Source organism: Pseudomonas sp. LBUM1668 (assembly GCF_059695715.1).
On record NZ_CP166787.1, the window covers coordinates 3,641,016 to 3,660,622 of the forward strand.

The 19,607-nt window shown below is 58.3% G+C and carries 17 protein-coding genes; 14 read left to right on the plus strand and 3 right to left on the minus strand.

Annotated features, from left to right (window positions below; all coding sequences use genetic code 11):
- Positions 1-142 precede the first annotated feature (142 nt).
- The 3 genes from aat (at position 143) to infA (ending at position 1,919) form a co-directional block, all read left to right on the plus strand.
- Positions 143-823, plus strand: a complete 681-nt coding sequence (gene aat / locus ACA061_RS16350; RefSeq protein WP_210553059.1) for a leucyl/phenylalanyl-tRNA--protein transferase — start codon at positions 143-145, stop codon at positions 821-823.
- 57 nt (positions 824-880) lie between these two features.
- Complete coding sequence (locus ACA061_RS16355; protein WP_150604181.1) at positions 881-1,588, plus strand: arginyltransferase; 708 nt, start codon at positions 881-883, stop codon at positions 1,586-1,588.
- 112 nt (positions 1,589-1,700) lie between these two features.
- Positions 1,701-1,919 carry a translation initiation factor IF-1 gene (gene infA / locus ACA061_RS16360; RefSeq protein ID WP_002553999.1) on the plus strand — a complete coding sequence of 73 codons (219 nt, stop codon included), beginning with the start codon at positions 1,701-1,703 and terminating at the stop codon, positions 1,917-1,919.
- Between the two features lie 970 nt (positions 1,920-2,889).
- Here the strand turns inward: infA and clpA are convergent.
- Positions 2,890-5,160 carry an ATP-dependent Clp protease ATP-binding subunit ClpA gene (clpA, locus tag ACA061_RS16365; RefSeq protein ID WP_047301913.1) on the minus strand — a complete coding sequence of 757 codons (2,271 nt, stop codon included), beginning with the start codon at positions 5,158-5,160 and terminating at the stop codon, positions 2,890-2,892.
- A gap of 30 nt (positions 5,161-5,190) precedes the next feature.
- Positions 5,191-5,574, minus strand: coding sequence for an ATP-dependent Clp protease adapter ClpS (clpS, locus tag ACA061_RS16370; protein ID WP_042559854.1), 384 nt, complete (start codon positions 5,572-5,574; stop codon positions 5,191-5,193).
- 224 nt (positions 5,575-5,798) lie between these two features.
- Between clpS and ACA061_RS16375 the strand changes: the two genes are divergently transcribed.
- Positions 5,799-6,080 carry a cold shock domain-containing protein gene (locus ACA061_RS16375; protein WP_150615232.1) on the plus strand — a complete coding sequence of 94 codons (282 nt, stop codon included), beginning with the start codon at positions 5,799-5,801 and terminating at the stop codon, positions 6,078-6,080.
- 79 nt (positions 6,081-6,159) lie between these two features.
- Here the strand turns inward: ACA061_RS16375 and icd are convergent, their stop codons facing one another.
- Entirely contained in the window at positions 6,160-7,416 is a 1,257-nt protein-coding gene (icd, locus tag ACA061_RS16380) for an NADP-dependent isocitrate dehydrogenase (protein ID WP_150597244.1), read from the minus strand.
- A gap of 478 nt (positions 7,417-7,894) precedes the next feature.
- On the opposite strand from icd, the gene ACA061_RS16385 reads away from it, so the two are divergent.
- From ACA061_RS16385 to ACA061_RS16430, 10 genes are all read left to right on the plus strand, one after another.
- Complete coding sequence (locus ACA061_RS16385) at positions 7,895-10,120, plus strand: NADP-dependent isocitrate dehydrogenase (protein WP_497301951.1); 2,226 nt, start codon at positions 7,895-7,897, stop codon at positions 10,118-10,120.
- A gap of 204 nt (positions 10,121-10,324) precedes the next feature.
- Positions 10,325-10,771, plus strand: a complete 447-nt coding sequence (locus ACA061_RS16390; protein WP_150604179.1) for an NUDIX hydrolase — start codon at positions 10,325-10,327, stop codon at positions 10,769-10,771.
- 59 nt (positions 10,772-10,830) lie between these two features.
- The gene (gene mnmA / locus ACA061_RS16395) at positions 10,831-11,955 is read left to right on the plus strand and encodes a tRNA 2-thiouridine(34) synthase MnmA (protein WP_497299634.1); all 1,125 of its coding nucleotides are present in this window, start codon (positions 10,831-10,833) and stop codon (positions 11,953-11,955) included.
- Positions 11,952-12,575 carry a high frequency lysogenization protein HflD gene (gene hflD / locus ACA061_RS16400; RefSeq protein WP_150604177.1) on the plus strand — a complete coding sequence of 208 codons (624 nt, stop codon included), beginning with the start codon at positions 11,952-11,954 and terminating at the stop codon, positions 12,573-12,575. The genes mnmA and hflD overlap by 4 nt, the downstream gene beginning before the upstream one ends.
- A 126-nt stretch (positions 12,576-12,701) precedes the next feature.
- Entirely contained in the window at positions 12,702-14,072 is a 1,371-nt protein-coding gene (gene purB, locus ACA061_RS16405) for an adenylosuccinate lyase (protein ID WP_497299635.1), read from the plus strand.
- An 86-nt stretch (positions 14,073-14,158) separates the two neighbouring features.
- A complete protein-coding gene (locus tag ACA061_RS16410; RefSeq protein ID WP_150615229.1) occupies positions 14,159-15,328 on the plus strand; it encodes a ribosomal protein uL16 3-hydroxylase in 1,170 nt (389 codons plus the stop codon).
- Complete coding sequence (locus ACA061_RS16415) at positions 15,321-15,746, plus strand: GNAT family N-acetyltransferase (RefSeq protein WP_042559863.1); 426 nt, start codon at positions 15,321-15,323, stop codon at positions 15,744-15,746. The genes ACA061_RS16410 and ACA061_RS16415 overlap by 8 nt, the downstream gene beginning before the upstream one ends.
- Before the next feature lie 215 nt (positions 15,747-15,961).
- On the plus strand, positions 15,962-16,714 hold the full coding sequence (locus ACA061_RS16420; protein ID WP_150604174.1) for a secretin N-terminal domain-containing protein: 753 nt from the start codon (positions 15,962-15,964) through the stop codon (positions 16,712-16,714).
- A gap of 474 nt (positions 16,715-17,188) precedes the next feature.
- Positions 17,189-18,514, plus strand: a complete 1,326-nt coding sequence (aceA, locus tag ACA061_RS16425) for an isocitrate lyase (RefSeq protein WP_033057066.1) — start codon at positions 17,189-17,191, stop codon at positions 18,512-18,514.
- A 669-nt stretch (positions 18,515-19,183) separates the two neighbouring features.
- A complete protein-coding gene (locus tag ACA061_RS16430) occupies positions 19,184-19,597 on the plus strand; it encodes an NADH-quinone oxidoreductase subunit A (RefSeq protein ID WP_003223812.1) in 414 nt (137 codons plus the stop codon).
- Positions 19,598-19,607 lie beyond the last annotated feature (10 nt).

Below are 19,607 nucleotides of genomic sequence, written 5' to 3' on the forward strand. Positions count from 1 at the left end.
GCTTACGACCGCATCCAGCGCGCCAAGTTGCAACACCGCGAATGTCGAGCAGGATCGGCACGACATTCGCCGCATTTCGCGGCACACTTTACTGCGGGCAGAACAGCCCGCGCCGCCCTCCCCTTCTGCAAGCCTGGATGCCATGCTGACTTGGTTACAACGTAATTCCCTGACTTTTCCGCCGCTGGAAAAGGCCATGCGCGAACCCAACGGATTGCTCGCCGCCGGTGGCGACCTCTCCGCCGACCGCCTGATCCAGGCGTATCGCCATGGCTGCTTTCCGTGGTTTTCCGAAGGCCAGCCGATTCTCTGGTGGTCGCCTGATCCTCGCACCGTGCTGTTTCCCGACGAACTGCATGTTTCGCGCAGTCTGGGCAAATTGCTGCGCAAGGAGCGCTATGAGGTGACTTTCGATCAGGACTTCGAAGCCGTGATCCGCGCCTGCGCCGCGCCACGGGATTACGCCGACGGCACCTGGATCACTGAGGCCATGCAAGACGCCTACGTTGAACTGCACCGGCGCGGCTTCGCTCATTCGGTGGAAGTGTGGGATCAGGGCGAACTGGTCGGTGGCCTATACGGGCTGGCGATGGGGCAGCTTTTTTTTGGTGAATCGATGTTCAGCCGCGCAGACAATGCCTCCAAGTACGGTTTTGCCACGCTGGTCCGGCATCTGCAAGAGTCAGGATTCGTGCTGATCGACTGCCAGATGCCGACCGACCACCTGCAGAGCCTCGGCGCCCGGGCGATTCCCCGCCACGAATTCGCGGATTATCTGGCACGGCATCTGGATCAACCCAATCGTGCCACCTGGGTTTGCTGAGCGACTTTTGCGCGCGTGGCTTACACTTAATTCACCAGCTTATCCCGAGGGTTGATCATGACCGAGTTGGCGCGGTTGAAGTTCTATGCCACTCAGCCTCACTCTTGCAGCTATCTGCCCGAGGAACAGGCCACGACCCTGTTTCTCGACCCTAGTCAGCCCATGGATGTGCACGTCTACGCAGACCTGTCGGAAATGGGCTTTCGTCGTAGCGGCGATCATCTGTACCGCCCCCATTGCCAGAATTGCAATGCGTGCGTGCCTGCACGCATCCCGGTGGCGCAGTTCACCCCGAATCGTCAGCAGAAACGGATTTTCAAGCGCAACGCCGACTTGCAGATACAGCCGGCGAAACCGGGTTTCAGTGAAGAATACTTCGAGCTGTACCAGCGCTACATCGAACAGCGTCACGCCGACGGCGACATGTACCCGCCGAGCCGGGATCAATTCTCGACTTTTCTGGTGCGCGATCTGCCCTTCTCACGCTTTTACGAGTTCCGACTCGACGGACGGTTGCTGGCGGTAGCCGTGACCGATTTGCTGCCGAACGGCTTGTCGGCGGTCTACACTTTTTACGAACCGGCCGAAGAACGGCGCAGCCTGGGACGTTTCGCGATCCTGTGGCAAATCGCCGAGAGTCAGCGCCGCGGACTTGAAGCGGTCTACCTCGGTTACTGGATCAAGAATTGCAAAAAGATGAACTACAAGACCCAATATCGCCCCATCGAACTGTTGATTAATCAGCGCTGGGTGATCCTGAACTGAAGACAAGCCGTAAACCCCTTGGCGTAAACACCATTTTTCGGGCACAATGCACGCCGCTTTTGCCTGGCGCAGTTGCACCGGGCCATTCATTGGATACCGAGGGCTTTACTGCATGTCGAAAGAAGACAGCTTCGAAATGGAAGGCACTGTCGTCGACACCCTGCCCAACACCATGTTTCGTGTGGAGTTGGAAAATGGGCACGTCGTAACCGCGCATATTTCCGGCAAGATGCGCAAGAACTACATTCGTATTCTTACCGGTGACAAAGTGCGCGTCGAGCTGACGCCCTATGACTTGAGCAAAGGGCGCATTACTTACCGCGCTCGCTAATCAGGTCAATACAAGACGCCCGGCTTTATGCCGGGCGTTTTTGTGTCTGGGGTTTTGGGTTTTGGGTTTTGGGTGTATATCCGTTGCTGCGGGTGTTGCTGATTAGGGTTTCGCCCTTACGGCGAGTCACCTTTTCCAAACGCCGAAAAGGTAACCCAAAAGGCTTTGCCCCGGCGTACGGCACTTCGCTTAGGCTCAGTGTTCCCTCGCTACGATGTCCATCCGGGGGCATCGCCTACGGTTTGCTTCGCTGCACCTCCTCTCGATGTATGCGGCTACGCCGCACGGCGCTGCGCGCCTACCCCCTGATGAACACCTACGCTCGGCCTGCCGATGGGGCAAAAGATCAAAAGCCGAAGCAAGATCAAAAGCCAGATCAAGAGCCCCTCACCCTAGCCCTCTCCCGGAGGGAGAAGGGACTGACCGGGGTGCTTGGGCGAACTACGCCCACGTGCGATACCGAGTCGAACTCAGGCTTTGAAAAGCACACAAATCGGCTCCCTCTCCCTCTCTCTCCGGGAGAGGGTTGGGGTGAGGGGCGAATCCACTACAAAATCAAATCCGAACACCCGCTCCTCACCACTCAACAGGATGAGCGTTAGCTCGGCTGCAGCTCTTGATCTTGATCCACGGGCGACGTCGGAAGGCTGAGTGGAGGGATTGATCCGGGGGTGGGAGCGCAGCGACCGTTTGGCGAAGCCAAACACAGCGAGAGGAGGTGCAGCGCAGCAAACCGGAGACGCTGCGCCCGGATCGATCCCGAAGCGAAGGGACCCCGAGCCCCAGCGAGCGGGCCGCACGTAGGAGCAAGCGTTTTTTGCTTACTTTTTTTGGCGCTTGAAAAAAAGTGAGTCGCCGTAAGGGCGAAACCGTAATAAGCCATCACCGCAGCAACGGATATTCACCCAAAAAACCCAAACGACAACTAACAAAAAGGCGCCCGAAGGCGCCTTTCGCTTACAACAGGCCGTCAGGCCATCTCAGCCGTGGTTTCGAAGTCAAAGGTCATCTCACCATCCTTGATATCGATATGCACAACACCACCATGCTCAGCCAACTCGCCAAACAGGATCTCCTCCGCTAGCGGACGCTTGATCTTGTCCTGGATCAGGCGCGCCATCGGCCGTGCGCCCATTGCCGAGTCGTAACCACCGGCCGCCAGCCAACTGCGCGCCGCGTCGGTCACTTCCAACAGCACCCGCTTGTCTTCCAGCTGCGCCTGAAGCTCGGTAAGGAACTTGTCCACCACACTCTTGATGACCTCATGACTGAGGCGACCAAACTGGATAATGGTGTCCAGACGGTTACGGAATTCCGGCGTGAAGCTCTTCTTGATCACTTCCATTGCATCAGACGAGTGATCCTGATGAGTGAAGCCGATCGAAGCACGCGCGGCCGTCTCGGCACCGGCGTTGGTGGTCATGATCACGATTACGTTGCGGAAATCCGCTTTGCGCCCGTTGTTATCGGTCAGCGTGCCGTGATCCATCACCTGCAGCAGCAGGTTGAAGACTTCCGGGTGCGCCTTCTCGATTTCATCGAGCAGCAATACGCAATGCGGCTGCTTGGTGATCGCCTCGGTCAACAGACCGCCCTGATCAAAGCCGACATAGCCCGGAGGCGCACCGATCAGACGCGATACGGTGTGACGCTCCATGTACTCGGACATGTCGAAGCGAACCAGTTCGATACCCAGCGCCTTGGCCAATTGTCGCGCGGCCTCGGTTTTACCGACACCGGTTGGCCCTGCGAACAGGAACGAACCGACTGGTTTGTCAGGCGACTTGAGGCCGGCACGGGACAGCTTGATCGCAGTCGACAGCGAATCGATCGCCGCGTCCTGACCAAACACCGTCAACTTCAAATCGCGCTCCAGGTTACGCAGCAGTTCCTTGTCGGAGCTGGTGACGTGCTTCGGCGGAATCCGTGCAATCTTCGCCACTATGTCTTCGACGTGCGGCACTTCGATACGCTTGGCGCGTTTCTCGACCGGTTGCAGGCGCTGGTAAGCGCCGGCTTCGTCAATGACGTCGATGGCTTTGTCCGGCATGTGCCGGTCATTGATGTAGCGCGAAGCCAGTTCGGCAGCGGCGCGCAACGCCTCATCGCTGTACTCGATGTTGTGATGCGCTTCGAAGCGCCCCTTCAGGCCGCGCAGGATGCCAATGGTGTCTTCCACCGACGGCTCGACGACATCGACCTTCTGGAAGCGTCGTGCGAGGGCACGATCCTTCTCGAAGATGCCGCGAAATTCCTGGAACGTAGTCGAACCGATGCAACGAATGTCGCCAGACGAGAGCAAAGGCTTGAGCAGGTTCGAAGCATCCATCACGCCACCCGACGCAGCACCGGCACCAATAATGGTGTGGATCTCGTCGATGAACAGAATGGCTTGCGGACGTTTTTTCAATTCATTGAGTAGCGCCTTGAAGCGCTTCTCGAAATCGCCGCGATACTTGGTGCCCGCGAGCAGAGCACCGAGATCAAGGGAATAAACAACGCTGCCAGCCAGCAGGTCAGGCACCTGGTTGTCGACAATACGCTTGGCCAGGCCTTCGGCAATCGCGGTTTTACCCACGCCAGCCTCGCCTACCAGCAGCGGATTGTTCTTGCGACGACGCGCGAGAATCTGTGCGACGCGCTCGACTTCCAATTCGCGTCCGACCAACGGATCGATACGACCCTGGCGTGCGAGTTCGTTGAGGTTGCTGGCATAAGCATCCAGAGGATTGCCTGAAGAAGAAGACTCACCGCCCTCGTCGTCCTGCATATCTTGTTCACCTTCAGAGTGATCGCCATGCCCCGGCACTTTGGAAATGCCGTGCGCGATGTAATTGACGACATCGATGCGCGCAACGCTCTGCTGTTTCAGCAGAAACACTGCCTGACTCTCTTGCTCACTGAAGATTGCAACCAGAACGTTGGCGCCGGTTACTTCACGCTTGCCCGAGCTCTGTACGTGGAAAACAGCACGTTGCAGTACACGCTGGAAGCCCAGGGTTGGCTGGGTTTCGCGATCTTCGTCATGGACGGGGATCAATGGCGTGGTGGAGTCGATGAACTCCTGCAGGTCGTGCTTGAGTTTGTCGAGGTTCGCGCCGCAGGCACGCAAAACGGTGGCGGCAGCCTCATTGTCCAATAGGGCCAGCAGCAGGTGTTCGACGGTCATGAATTCATGACGTTTCGAACGAGCCTCCTTGAAGGCAAGATTGAGGGTGACTTCGAGCTCGCGGTTTAACATAGCTTCACCTCATACCCAAGTGGTCGGCGATTAACCGTCCTTCTCGATTTCACAGAGTAGCGGATGCTGGCTTTCCCTGGCGTACTGGTTGACCTGCATGGCCTTTGTCTCGGCGATGTCGCGGGTAAACACTCCACATACTGCCCGTCCTTCTGTGTGAACGGCCAGCATGACCTTGGTCGCCAGCTCGCGATTCAGGTTAAAAAACACCTCGAGCACTTCGACGACGAAATCCATCGGTGTGTAGTCATCGTTGAACAAAACCACCTTGTACATCGGCGGCGCCTGTAACGCAGGCTTTGCTTCCTGAACAGCAACGCCCGCCGAATCGTCGTCGCGTTCCTCCGGGTGATCCTTTTGGAGAGTCGGGCGATCCTGATTGAATGTTAGTCGAATCTGGCTGATTGCATGCATGGAAAGAAAGGTTCGTCAGTTGTGCAAATACAGTGGTGGGGGCGGTTGTCCACGTTTTCAACTCCGACTGCCCGGTCACCTTGACTATCGGGAAAACGGTGTTACAACCAATAGAGCCCACAGTGGGTAAAAAAGATCCGCGGAGTCAATCCTTTTAACGGATTAGATTGCGGATGACTTGGATGATACTCCAGCGATGGAGTCTGTTGCAGAGGGATTTGAGCATGGCTGTCGGCAAGGTGAAATGGTTCAACAATGCCAAGGGGTTCGGTTTCATTAATACCGACGCCCGCGAAGGTCGCGATGAAGACGGCAAAGACATTGATTTCTTTGCGCACTACTCCGCCATCGAAATGGACGGGTACAAAACCCTCAAGGCAGGGCAAGTGGTGAAATTCGACATCGTGCAAGGCCCAAAAGGCTTGCACGCCGTGAAGATTGGAGCCGTCGATTCCGAAAAAGAAACGTCCCCCGTCGACGCCAAGCAACAAAAGGTAACCAGCTGACGCCCAGCACCTTCGGCCATAAAAAAAACGCCCGGCTCGATTATTTCGAGCCGGGCGCTTTTGTTGCAGGGTGTTGCTCTTACATGTGCGAGATCAGCGCATCACCGAAGCCCGAAGACGAAACCAGCTTGGCCCCCTCCATCAGACGTTCGAAGTCATAGGTCACGGTCTTGGCGCTGATGGCGCCGTTGGTGCCCTTGATGATCAGATCCGCCGCCTCGGTCCAGCCCATGTGCCGCAGCATCATTTCTGCCGACAGAATCAACGAACCCGGGTTGACCTGGTCCTTGCCGGCATACTTCGGCGCGGTCCCGTGGGTGGCTTCGAACATCGCTACGGTGTCGGACAGGTTGGCGCCCGGCGCAATACCGATACCGCCCACTTCCGCTGCCAGGGCGTCGGAGAGGTAGTCGCCGTTGAGGTTCAGGGTCGCGATCACATCGTATTCGGCCGGGCGCAGCAGGATCTGCTGAAGCATGGCGTCGGCGATGGCATCTTTGACCACAACGTTCTTGCCGGTTTTCGGGTTTTTGAACTGCATCCACGGGCCGCCGTCGAGCAGGGTCGCGCCGAATTCTTCCGCAGCCACCTCATAGGCCCACTCTTTGAAGGCACCTTCGGTGAACTTCATGATGTTGCCTTTGTGCACGATGGTCAGCGAATCGCGGTCGTTATCGACGACATATTGCAGAGCCTTGCGCGCCAGACGCTTGGTACCTTCCAGGGAAACCGGCTTGACGCCGATGCCGCAGTTTTCGTCGAAACGGATCTTGGTGACGCCCATTTCTTCTTTAAGGAATTTGATGACCTTGGTCGCTTCCGGCGAACCGGCCTTCCACTCGATACCGGCGTAGATGTCTTCGGAGTTCTCGCGGAAAATCGTCATGTCGACGTCGCCAGGCTTTTTCACCGGGCTTGGCACGCCTTCGAACCAGCGCACCGGGCGCAGACAGACGTAGAGGTCGAGTTGCTGACGCAGGGCCACGTTCAGCGAGCGGATGCCGCCACCGACCGGGGTGGTCAGCGGGCCTTTGATGGAAACCACGTAATCCTTGACTGCGTCCAGGGTTTCCTGAGGCAGCCAGGTGTCCTGATCGTAAACCTGAGTGGCTTTTTCCCCGGCGTAGACTTCCATCCAGGAAATCTTGCGCTTGCCGCCGTATGCCTTTTGAACTGCAGCATCGACAACCTTGATCATCACCGGGCTGATGTCGACACCAATGCCGTCACCTTCGATGAAGGGGATGATCGGGTTATCAGGAACATTGAGAGAATGGTCTGCATTGACGGAGATTTTGTCGCCGACGGCTGGAACCTGAATCTTCTTGTAACCCATGCTGAACTCCATTGTTTGGATTGAACATCTGGCTTGGTTCGAGCGTAACCCAGTTAAATCAACACGCAAACCCTCTGTTCGCGGCGCAGGCACATCTGGTTTCGTACAAGCCTGAAAGCAAAGGGAAAAGCGCCAAACTCAAGCATTCGCGACGACTCTACGCCCCACCCTGCCCTGCGACCTTTAGACCAATGGACGAGAATCGTTGCATATGAACCATCGGCAGATTGCCAGCTACCTATGTATAATGCCGGCCGCTGACCACAGGGTCACGACGGCTGGCCTGTCTAGAACGAGACTTTCCGCCCTATAGCCAGGTTGTTATCGCAACCTGACTGCTCGACGCTCAACGATGCACCCAACATCACCGCGAAGATTCTCGACATTCGGTTCATGGATGACTTTGAACGAACGCGCTTACCCGGCGCCCCTCGAGTTTCTGCGCACGCTTAGCAAAGAAGAGAGAGTTAATCCGAATATGCCCACCCGCTCGAAGATCATCTATACCTTCACCGACGAAGCCCCAGCCCTCGCCACCTATTCCCTGCTGCCGATCATCGAGGCCTACACCGCCTCGGCCGATATCGCCGTGGAAACCCGCGATATCTCTCTTGCAGCGCGCATCCTGGCCAGCTTCCCCGAGCAACTGGGTGACAAAGCCGTAGCCGACCACCTCGCCGAACTGGGCGACCTGGCCGTTACGCCTGAAGCCAACATCATCAAGCTGCCGAACATCAGTGCTTCGGTTCCTCAGCTGCAAGCTGCGATCAAAGAGCTGCAAGCTCAGGGTTACAACCTGCCGGACTACCCGGAAACCGTGACCAGCGACGCCGACAAAGACGCCAAGGCGCGTTATGACAAGATCAAGGGCAGCGCCGTGAACCCGGTTCTGCGCGAAGGCAACTCCGATCGTCGTGCACCGCTGTCGGTCAAGAACTACGCGCGCAAGCACCCGCACAAAATGGGCGCCTGGGCCAAAGACTCCAAATCCCACGTCGCTCACATGAGCACCGGCGATTTCTACGGCAGCGAAAAAGCTGCCCTGATCGACGCCGCTGACGCTGTGAAAATCGAGCTGATCGCCAAAGACGGTACCGCTACCGTCCTGAAAGAAAAAACCACCGTTCAGGCTGGCGAGATTCTCGACTGCGCCGTGATGAGCAAAAACGCCCTGCGTGCGTTCATCGCTGCTGAAATCGAAAGCGCCAAGGCTCAAGGCGTGCTGCTGTCGGTTCACCTGAAAGCGACCATGATGAAGGTCTCTGACCCGATCATGTTCGGCCAGATCGTTGCCGAGTTCTATAAAGACGCACTGACCAAGCACGCTGACGTGCTGGCCCAGATCGGCTTCAACCTGAACAACGGCATCGGCGATCTGTACGCTCGCATCAAAGCCCTGCCAGCCGAGCAACAAGCGCAGATCGAAGCTGACATGGCAGCGGTCTACGCTGCGCGTCCATCGCTGGCGATGGTCAACTCCGATAAAGGCATCACCAACCTGCACGTGCCGAGCGACGTTATCGTCGACGCCTCGATGCCGGCAATGATCCGTGACTCCGGCAAGATGTGGGGCACCGACGGTCAGTTGCACGACACCAAGGCTGTGATCCCGGATCGCTGCTACGCGACCATCTACCAGGCCGTGATCGAAGATTGCAAAGCCAACGGTGCTTTCGATCCGACCACCATGGGCAGCGTGCCAAACGTTGGCCTGATGGCTAAAAAAGCCGAAGAATACGGCTCCCACGACAAGACCTTCCAGATCAAGGCTGACGGCGTGGTTCGTGTGACCGACAGCAAGGGCACCCTGCTGATGGAACAGGCTGTTGAAGCCGGCGACATCTTCCGCATGTGCCAGACCAAAGACGCGCCGATCCAGGACTGGGTCAAACTGGCCGTCAACCGTGCTCGCGCCAGCAGCACTCCAGCGATTTTCTGGCTGGACCCAATGCGCGCTCACGACGGCGTAGTGATCGAGAAAGTTCAGGCTTACCTGAAGGATCACGACACCGCAGGTCTGGACATCCAGATCATGGCGCCGGTCGACGCAATGAAGTTCACCCTGCAGCGCACCCGCGATGGCAAGGACACCATCTCGGTGACCGGCAACGTACTGCGCGACTACCTGACTGACCTGTTCCCGATCATGGAACTGGGCACCAGCGCCAAGATGCTGTCGATCGTGCCGCTGATGAACGGCGGTGGCCTGTTCGAAACCGGCGCCGGCGGTTCGGCTCCGAAGCACGTGCAGCAACTGGTTGAAGAGAACTTCCTGCGCTGGGATTCGCTGGGTGAATTCCTGGCTCTGGCCGCTTCGCTTGAGCATTTGGGTGTGAATTACAACAACCCGAAAGCACTGGTGCTGTCCAAGACCCTGGATCAGGCCACTGGCCAGTTCCTCGACAACAACAAGTCGCCATCGCGCAAAGTCGGCAACATCGACAACCGCGGCAGCCACTTCTATCTGGCGATGTACTGGGCTCAGGCTCTGGCTGCCCAGACCGAAGACGCTGCACTGCAAGCGCAGTTCGCGACGCTGGCCAAGACTCTGACCGAGAACGAGGCAACCATCGTTGCCGAGCTCAACGCCGTTCAGGGCAAGCCAGTCGACATCGGCGGTTACTACCACGCCAATGCCGAGCTGATCAGCAAGGCCATGCGCCCAAGCGCAACCCTCAACGCGGCGATTGCTGCGCTGGTTTAAGGTTGTAAAGGGAACATCACAAACCCCGGCCAGGTGCCGGGGTTTGTGTTTCCGGGTTTTATGATCACCACAAAACCCTGTGGGAGCTGGCTTGCCAGCGATAGCGGTGGATCAGTCACCTTCAATGCTGAATGATAGGCCGCCATCGCTGGCAAGCCAGCTCCCACAGTAATCGGGTTTCAATGTTCAAAACGAGGACAACTCATGGAATGGCTCCCCCACATCACCGTCGCCACCATCGTCGAGGACAACGGTCGCTTTCTGATGGTCGAAGAGCACAAGGCCGGCCGTAACGTGCTCAACCAGCCCGCCGGTCATCTCGATCCGGATGAAACCCTGATCGACGCCGCAATCCGTGAGACCCTCGAAGAAACCGGCTGGGACGTCGAACCCACCGGCGTGGTCGGCATTTACCTGTACACCGCACCCAGCAACGGCGTGACCTACCAACGCGTCTGCTTCGTCGCCAAAGCACTGAAACATCACCCGGATTATCAGCTCGACGACGGCATCGTCGGCGCCAAGTGGCTGACCCGCGACGAATTAATCGAGCAGCGCGAACACTGGCGCAGCGAGCTGATCATCCGTTGCATCGATGATTATCTGGCAGGCCATCACTTCGGCCTCGAATTGATCCGCCCTTCTCTTTAGCCTTGAGGCCGCGAGCCTGATAGAATCGCGTCCTTTTTAAAGACACTCATTGAATCCCTATGCGTGATCCAGCCCCTTCTGACACATCCAAGAAGCGCGTCATTGTCGGCATGTCCGGCGGCGTGGACTCTTCCGTTTCCGCTCTCCTGCTGATCGAGCAGGGCTACGCGGTGGAAGGCCTGTTCATGAAGAACTGGGAAGAAGACGACGGAACGGAATACTGCACCGCCATGGACGACCTGGCGGATGCCCAGGCTGTCTGCGACAAGATCGGCATCAAGCTGCACACCGCCAACTTCGCTGCCGAGTACTGGGACAACGTGTTCGAGCACTTCCTGGCCGAATACAAGGCCGGGCGCACGCCGAACCCGGACATCCTGTGTAACCGCGAGATCAAGTTCAAGGCGTTCCTCGACTACGCCATGATGCTCGGCGCCGACCTGATCGCCACCGGCCACTACGTGCGCCGCCGTGACATCGACGGCCGCACCGAGCTGCTCAAAGGCCTCGATGCGAACAAGGATCAAAGCTACTTCCTGCACGCCGTCGGCGGCGAACAGATCGCCAAGACTCTGTTCCCGGTCGGCGAACTGGAAAAACCTGAAGTCCGCGCAATTGCCGAGAAGTACGAGCTGGCCACTGCCAAGAAGAAGGATTCCACCGGGATCTGCTTCATCGGCGAGCGTCGCTTCAGCGACTTCCTCAAGCAGTACCTGCCGGCACAGCCGGGCGAGATCAAAACTACCGAAGGCGAAGTCATCGGCCGTCACCACGGTTTGATGTACCACACCATCGGTCAGCGTCAGGGCCTGGGCATCGGCGGCCTGAAAGATGCCGGCGACGAGCCGTGGTACGTGCTGCGCAAGGATCTGGACACCAACGAGCTGATCGTCGGCCAGGGCAACAACCATCCGTGGTTGTTCTCCGGCGCCCTGCTCGCTTCGGAAATCTATTGGGTCAACCCGATCGATCTGAGCCAGCCACGTCGTCTGACCGCCAAAGTACGCTATCGCCAGAGCGATCAGGCCTGCACGCTGGAGCAGACTGCAACCGGCTACCGCGCCGTGTTCGATGAGCCACAACGCGCGGTAACACCGGGCCAATCGGTGGTGTTCTATGACGGTGAAATCTGCCTCGGCGGCGGCGTGATCGAAGTCGCCGAGCCGTGGAGCGGTCAGGCATGAGCCCGACTCAGGAGCAACTGACGGCGCTGGGCGGTGTATTTCTCGCCGCCGTGCTGGTCGACCGGATCGCCAAAAGCGGCCAGACCAGCGAAGCCGGCCTGACCTGCATGCTCGGCAGTCTGTTGGTACGCGATCCGAAAGACACGCTGGACGTGTACGGCGGCGACGACCTCAATCTGCGCGAAGGCTATCGCGCACTGATCGGCGCTCTCGAACGCGATCCGAGCACGTTGCAGCGCGAACCGTTGCGCTATGCCCTGTCGATGCTTGGTCTTGAGCGCCAACTGGCCAAGCGCAACGACATGCTCGATGCGATCGGCAAGCGTCTGCCGCAGATCCAGTCGCAGGTCGAGCATTTCGGCCCGGCGCACGAAAACGTCATTGCCGCATGCGGCGCGCTGTATCAGGACACCCTGAGCACGCTGCGCCAACGCATTCAGGTGCACGGCGACATGCGCAACCTGCAGCAGCCGAGCAACGCCTCGAAGATTCGCGCCCTGCTGCTCGCCGGGATTCGCTCGGCGCGCCTGTGGCGTCAGCTCGGCGGCCATCGCTGGCAGTTGGTCGTCAGCCGGCGCAAGCTGCTCAAAGAGCTGTATCCGCTGATGCGCAGCGAGTAAATCGCCTGCAACAAACGCTTTGAAGTCTGTAACGCGTAATACGCCGGTCAGTTGGCAACGGACCGGCGGATTTTTTCATGTATGATACGCGCCCCATTTCGTTGCCCGACTGTCCGAGAACACCCCATGCAGCTTTCTTCGCTCACTGCGGTTTCCCCTGTTGACGGCCGCTACGCCGGCAAAACCCAGGCCCTGCGCCCGATTTTCAGCGAGTACGGTCTGATCCGTGCCCGTGTTCTGGTTGAAGTGCGCTGGCTCCAGCGCCTGGCCGCCCACGCCGGTATTCCTGAAGTGCCAGCCTTCTCCGCCGAGGCCAACGCCGTTCTCAATGAACTGGCTGAAAACTTCTCGCTGGAGCACGCCGAGCGCGTCAAAGAGATCGAGCGCACTACCAACCACGACGTCAAGGCGATCGAATACCTGCTCAAAGAGCAAGCTGCCAAGCTGCCTGAACTGGCCGCGGTCAGCGAATTCATCCACTTTGCCTGCACCAGCGAGGACATCAACAATCTGTCCCACGCCCTGATGCTGCGCGAAGGCCGTGACGATGTAATGCTGCCGCTGATGCGCCAGACCGCTGAGGCCATCCGCGAGCTGGCGATCCGTTTCGCCGACGTGCCGATGCTGTCGCGCACCCACGGCCAACCAGCCTCCCCGACCACTCTGGGTAAAGAACTGGCGAACGTGGTTTACCGCCTCGAGCGTCAAATTGCTCAAGTCGCTGCCGTGCCGCTGCTGGGCAAGATCAACGGCGCTGTCGGCAACTACAACGCTCACCTGTCGGCTTACCCGCAGATCGACTGGGAAGCCAACGCCCGCGCCTTCATCGAAGACGAGCTGGGTCTGGGTTTCAACCCGTACACCACGCAGATCGAGCCGCACGACTACATCGCCGAGCTGTTCGACGCCATTGCGCGCTTCAACACTATTCTGATCGACTTCGACCGTGACATCTGGGGCTACATCTCCCTGGGTTACTTCAAGCAGCGCACCATCGCTGGCGAAATCGGTTCGTCGACCATGCCGCACAAGGTCAACCCGATCGACTTCGAAAACTCCGAAGGCAACCTGGGCATCGCCAACGCGCTGTTCCAGCACCTGGCGAGCAAACTGCCGATCTCCCGCTGGCAGCGCGACCTGACCGACTCCACCGTACTGCGTAACCTCGGTGTCGGCTTCGCCCACAGCGTGATCGCGTACGAAGCCAGCCTCAAAGGCATCAGCAAACTCGAACTGAGCGCGCAGAAGATCGCCGCTGATCTGGACGCTTGCTGGGAAGTTCTGGCTGAGCCTATCCAGACCGTGATGCGTCGCTACAACATCGAAAACCCGTACGAAAAGCTGAAAGAACTGACCCGCGGCAAGGGCATCAGCCCTGAAGCGTTGCAGACTTTCATCGACGGCCTGGACATGCCAACCGCAGCGAAAGCCGAGCTGAAACAGCTGACCCCGGCCAACTACATCGGTAACGCTGTAGCGCAAGCCAAACGCATCTGATCGACCGCTTGAACCGTTTGAGACGCCCGGCCGCGCCGGGCGTTTTTATTCCCGTCTGAAAAGTGCTTTTTTTCAATAGGTTACATATGAATTCCGATATTCCTCTTCAACTTCTGGGCGGCATCACGGCGCGCGAATTCCTGCGCGACTACTGGCAGAAAAAGCCACTGCTGATCCGCCAGGCGATTCCTGACTTCGAAAGCCCGATCGACGCCGACGAACTGGCCGGCCTGGCCCTGGAAGAAGAAGTTGAATCGCGCCTGGTGATCGAGCACGGCGAGCGCCCATGGGAGCTGCGCCGCGGCCCGTTCGCCGAAGACGAATTCAGCAAATTGCCGGAGAAAGAGTGGACCCTGCTCGTTCAGGCAGTCGACCAGTTCGTGCCGGAAGTCAGCGAGCTGCTGGAAAGCTTCCGCTTTCTGCCGAGCTGGCGCGTCGACGACGTGATGATCAGTTACGCCGCCCCGGGTGGCAGCGTTGGCCCGCACTTCGACAACTACGACGTGTTCCTGCTGCAAGGTCACGGCAAGCGCAACTGGAAAATCGGCCAGATGTGCGATTCCGAGAGCCCGCTGCTGCAACACGCAGACTTGCGCATCCTCGCTGAATTCGAACAGACCGAAGAATGGGTTCTGGAACCGGGCGACATGCTTTACCTGCCGCCGCGCCTGGCCCACTGCGGTGTCGCTGTCGACAACTGCATGACCTACTCGGTCGGCTTCCGCGCACCAAGCGCATCCGAAGTACTAACCCACTTCACCGACTTCCTCAGCCAGTTCCTGACTGACGAAGAGCGCTACACCGATGCCGACGCGCAGCCAGCGGTCGATCCGCATCAGATTCAACACGACGCACTGGATCGCCTGAAAAGCCTGCTCGCCGAACACATGAGCGACGAGCGTCTGCTGCTGACCTGGTTCGGCCAGTACATGACCGAGCCGCGTTACCCGGAACTGGTCGTCGGCCCGGAAGAAGTCGAGGAAGAAGACTTCCTCAGCGCCCTGCAGGATGGCGCCGTGCTGATCCGCAATCCAAGCGCCCGTCTGGCGTGGTCGGAAGTCGATGACGACTTGCTGCTGTTCGCCAGCGGCCAGAGCCGTTACCTGCCGGGCAAACTGCGCGAGCTGCTGAAACTGATCTGCGCCGCAGATGCCCTGCATGTCGACAACCTCGGCGACTGGCTGAACGACGAAGACGGTCGTGGCCTGCTGTGCGAACTGGTCAAGCAAGGGAGCCTGGGGTTCGCCGATGAATAAGATTCGCGTACGTGTCGCAGATTGGCAAAAGGACATCGCCGAGATCCGCCGCATTCGTGAGACGGTATTCATCGCTGAGCAATCGGTGCCACCTGAGCTGGAGTGGGACGCGGATGACGCGAGCGCCGTGCACTTTCTGGCGTTTGAAGGCGACTTCCCGATCGGCACCGCACGACTGTTGCCCGACGGGCACATCGGCCGGGTGTCGGTGCTCAAAGACTGGCGCGGCATGAAGGTCGGTGATGCGCTGATGCAAGCGGTCATCGCTGAAGCTGAAGCGCGCGGTCTGAAACAGCAGATGCTCAGCGCTCAGGTGCAGGCCACGGCGTTTTATGAGCGCCTGGGTTTCAGCCTGGTCAGTGAGGAGTTCCTGGAAGCAGGGATTCCGCACGTTGATATGGTTCGCCATTCGGCGTAAGACCGCGGCGCGGCGATCGCGAGCAGGCTCACTCCTACAATTGAAATGCGATTCCCTGTAGGAGTGAGCCTGCTCGCGATGGCGCCCGCAAGCACACCACAAAACGCCCCGCCATTCTCGGATGCCGGGGCGTTTTGCTGTCTACGATTCAACTTGCCCCACCCCGGGCCGACAAACTGGCAATATCAAGCCTTTCGAAAGCGGAGATAACGGACATGTCCCTACGCACCCTGCTCACCACCCTGCTGCTCGGCTGCAGTTTTTCGGTGATGGCAGCCACAGAAGTCGTCCCCCTCAAGTACCGCACCAGCGCCGACATGCTGCCGATGGCGCAAGACTTCATCGGCAAGGACGGCCAGGTCAGCGCCTATGGCAATCAACTGATCATCAAGGCCGAGCCGGACAAGATCGAGGAACTCAAGACGCTGATTACTCAGCTCGACACGGCGCCAAAACGCCTGCTGATCACTGTCGACACCAATGAAAACAACGGCCGTGGCGATGAAGGTTATTCGGTCAATGGCGCGCAGACCCGCATCATCAGCCGCAGCACCGCCAGCCGTGACGGCGGCGTCCAGCAAGTCCAGGCCACCGACGGCATGCCGGCGCTGATCCAGGTCGGCCAGAGCGTGCCGATCACCAGCAGCCAGAGCAACTCCTACGGCGATTACAACAGCCAGACCGAGTACCGCAACGTCACCCAGGGTTTCTACGTCACCGCCAGCGTCACCGGCGACATCGTTCACCTGGCAATCACGACCAATCGTGACCGTATGAGCCAGGAACGTCCCGATGTAGTGAACGTGCAAAGTACCGACACAACCGTCAGCGGACGCCTCGGCGAGTGGATCACTCTGGCCGGCGTCAATCGCCAGACTCAGGCCGACAAACAGGGCCTGGCCCGCAGCTACTCGACTCAAGGCCGGGATGACATGACCTTGAAGGTGAAAGTCGACGCCTTGGACTAAACCACCGAAAACTGACTGATTAGTCGTATTAGACGAAAGATGTAGTGCTTTAAAAAAAGCACTACAAAACGTTTGACGAGGCAAAAAAGCGAAGGCATGATGGCCTCGCTCCCGCTAATCAGAGGCCCTGGCAAGGGCCTTCGAAGCGATGTTCGCATCTACCCCGCGAACCGCTTCGTGTCTGTACCGCCCACAAGGTGTGTTTGACGAGGTTGCCGACTGGAACGAAGTTGTCCCGAGGGACGGAAGCGTAATTAGGTAACCCGGCTTCACGCTGTAGTTCGTACAAAGGCCCACGACGCCCGAATGCGCCCGCAGTCCGCCCTTACCTGCTCACTTCCCCTCGAGCCCATCGTTCATCCCGTCGCCTACCCCGCCGAATCCGACTTGACCGCCTAAGCTTCTGGTCAGCGAGCGCAGGAATTTTCCACCGCAGAACAACTTTTCATAAAAGACGCGACGAGGTTTATCTCCATGGCACTGACACGCGAACAGCAAATTGCAGCCCTCGAAAAAGATTGGGCTGAAAACCCGCGCTGGAAAGGCGTGACCCGCGCTTACTCCGCTGCTGACGTCGTCCGCCTGCGTGGCTCGGTTCAACCTGAGCACACATTTGCAAAACTCGGCGCCGAGAAGCTGTGGAACCTGGTCACCCAGGGTGCCAAGCCGTCCTTCCGTCCAGACAAAGATTTCGTCAACTGCATGGGCGCCCTGACCGGCGGCCAGGCTGTTCAGCAGGTCAAGGCCGGTATCCAGGCCATTTACCTGTCGGGCTGGCAAGTCGCTGCGGACAACAACTCCGCAGAATCGATGTACCCGGACCAATCGCTGTACCCGGTGGACTCGGTTCCAACCGTGGTCAAGCGCATCAACAACTCGTTCCGTCGTGCTGACCAGATCCAGTGGAAAGCCGGCAAAGGCCCGGGCGACGAAGGCTACATCGACTACTTCGCGCCTATCGTGGCTGACGCCGAAGCCGGTTTCGGCGGCGTGCTGAACGCCTACGAGCTGATGAAGAGCATGATCGAAGCAGGCGCCGCCGGCGTTCACTTCGAAGACCAACTGGCTTCCGTGAAAAAATGCGGCCACATGGGCGGTAAAGTACTGGTTCCTACTCAGGAAGCCGTACAGAAGCTGACCGCTGCACGTCTGGCTGCTGACGTTGCCGGTACACCGACCATCATTCTGGCGCGTACCGATGCGAACGCTGCGGACCTGCTGACTTCCGATTGCGACCCGTACGACCAGCCGTTCGTGACTGGCGAGCGTACTCAGGAAGGCTTCTATAAGGTTCGTGCCGGTCTGGACCAGGCAATCGCCCGTGGCCTGGCTTACGCACCGTACGCCGACCTGATCTGGTGCGAAACCGCCAAGCCGGATCTGGACGAAGCCCGTCGCTTTGCTGAAGCGATCAAGAAGGAATACCCGGACCAACTGCTGTCGTACAACTGCTCGCCTTCCTTCAACTGGAAGAAAAACCTGGACGACGCGACCATCGCCAAGTTCCAGCGCGAACTGTCCGCCATGGGCTACAAGCACCAGTTCATCACCCTGGCCGGCATTCACAACATGTGGCACAGCATGTTCAACCTGGCGCACGACTACGCCCGCAACGACATGACTGCCTACGTGAAGCTGCAAGAGCAGGAATTCGCTGACGCTTCCAAGGGTTACACCTTCGTGGCGCACCAGCAGGAAGTGGGCACCGGCTACTTCGACGACATGACCACCGTGATTCAGGGTGGCTCGTCCTCGGTAACCGCGCTGACCGGTTCGACCGAAGAAGAACAGTTCCACTGATTCTGCTTCGCCTGAGTAAACGGCCGTTGCGGACCGAATAAAAGCTAACCGCAGCGCTGCACATCTGACGCCCCGACTGGTTCGGGGCGTTTTTTTGCCTGCAGAAACCGCGCCCCCTCCCCCCTGTAGGAGCTGCCGAAGGCTGCGATCTTTTGATCTTGCTTTTGATGTTGAAAGCCCAAAGTCAAAAGATCGCAGCCTTCGGCAGCTCCTACAGAGGGGTGGCGATTCCTCGGACATCACAAACCCGTGCCAGACCTTTCTGAAAAAACATTGATCCAGAGCCGTATGGGCGTAGGAAAAATCAGCTAAAACGGACGCCGCCGCTACTTGCAGTAACGGGTATATAAGACAACTTCCCAACTACTGCGCCGCTAAATAGTTACAAAACCACCCCAAACGATATTAATTATCATTCAGCCATAACTATGTTCGTTACATTCCCGACAAAACATTATTCATTGAAACCCGGCTAATGCCCGCAACGCATGGGCCTCAGGGCATTCGAGGTGCGCTATGTCCTTATTCCAATAAATAATTTCGCTATAGGAATTTTACTTGCTGGGTGTTTAGCCATAAAATCAGCGCGATTGATTGCTGCGACATATCGTCACTGCCTATTTCTTTATCAAGCTCAGAGACCTTTGCTCTCTGTTAAGGATTACCAGCATGCCCGAAGCGACAGGACTCATGGCCCACAACTGGGGCTTTGCCATTTTCCTTCTGGGTGTCGTCGGCCTGTGTGCCTTCATGCTTGGCGTTTCCAGCCTCCTCGGGTCAAAAGCCTGGGGCCGCAGCAAAAACGAACCGTTCGAGTCGGGCATGCTACCTACCGGTGGCGCCCGCTTGCGGCTCTCAGCCAAATTCTATCTGGTCGCGATGCTCTTCGTGATCTTCGATATCGAAGCCCTCTTTCTCTTTGCATGGTCTGTGTCCGTCCGCGAAAGCGGCTGGACCGGATTCGTCGAAGCTCTCGTTTTCATAGCAATTCTGTTGGCAGGTCTTGTCTACCTGTTCCGAGTGGGCGCCCTTGACTGGGCTCCGGAAGCTCGTCGCAAGCGGCAGGCGAAGCTGAAACAATGAGGCTTTGGCA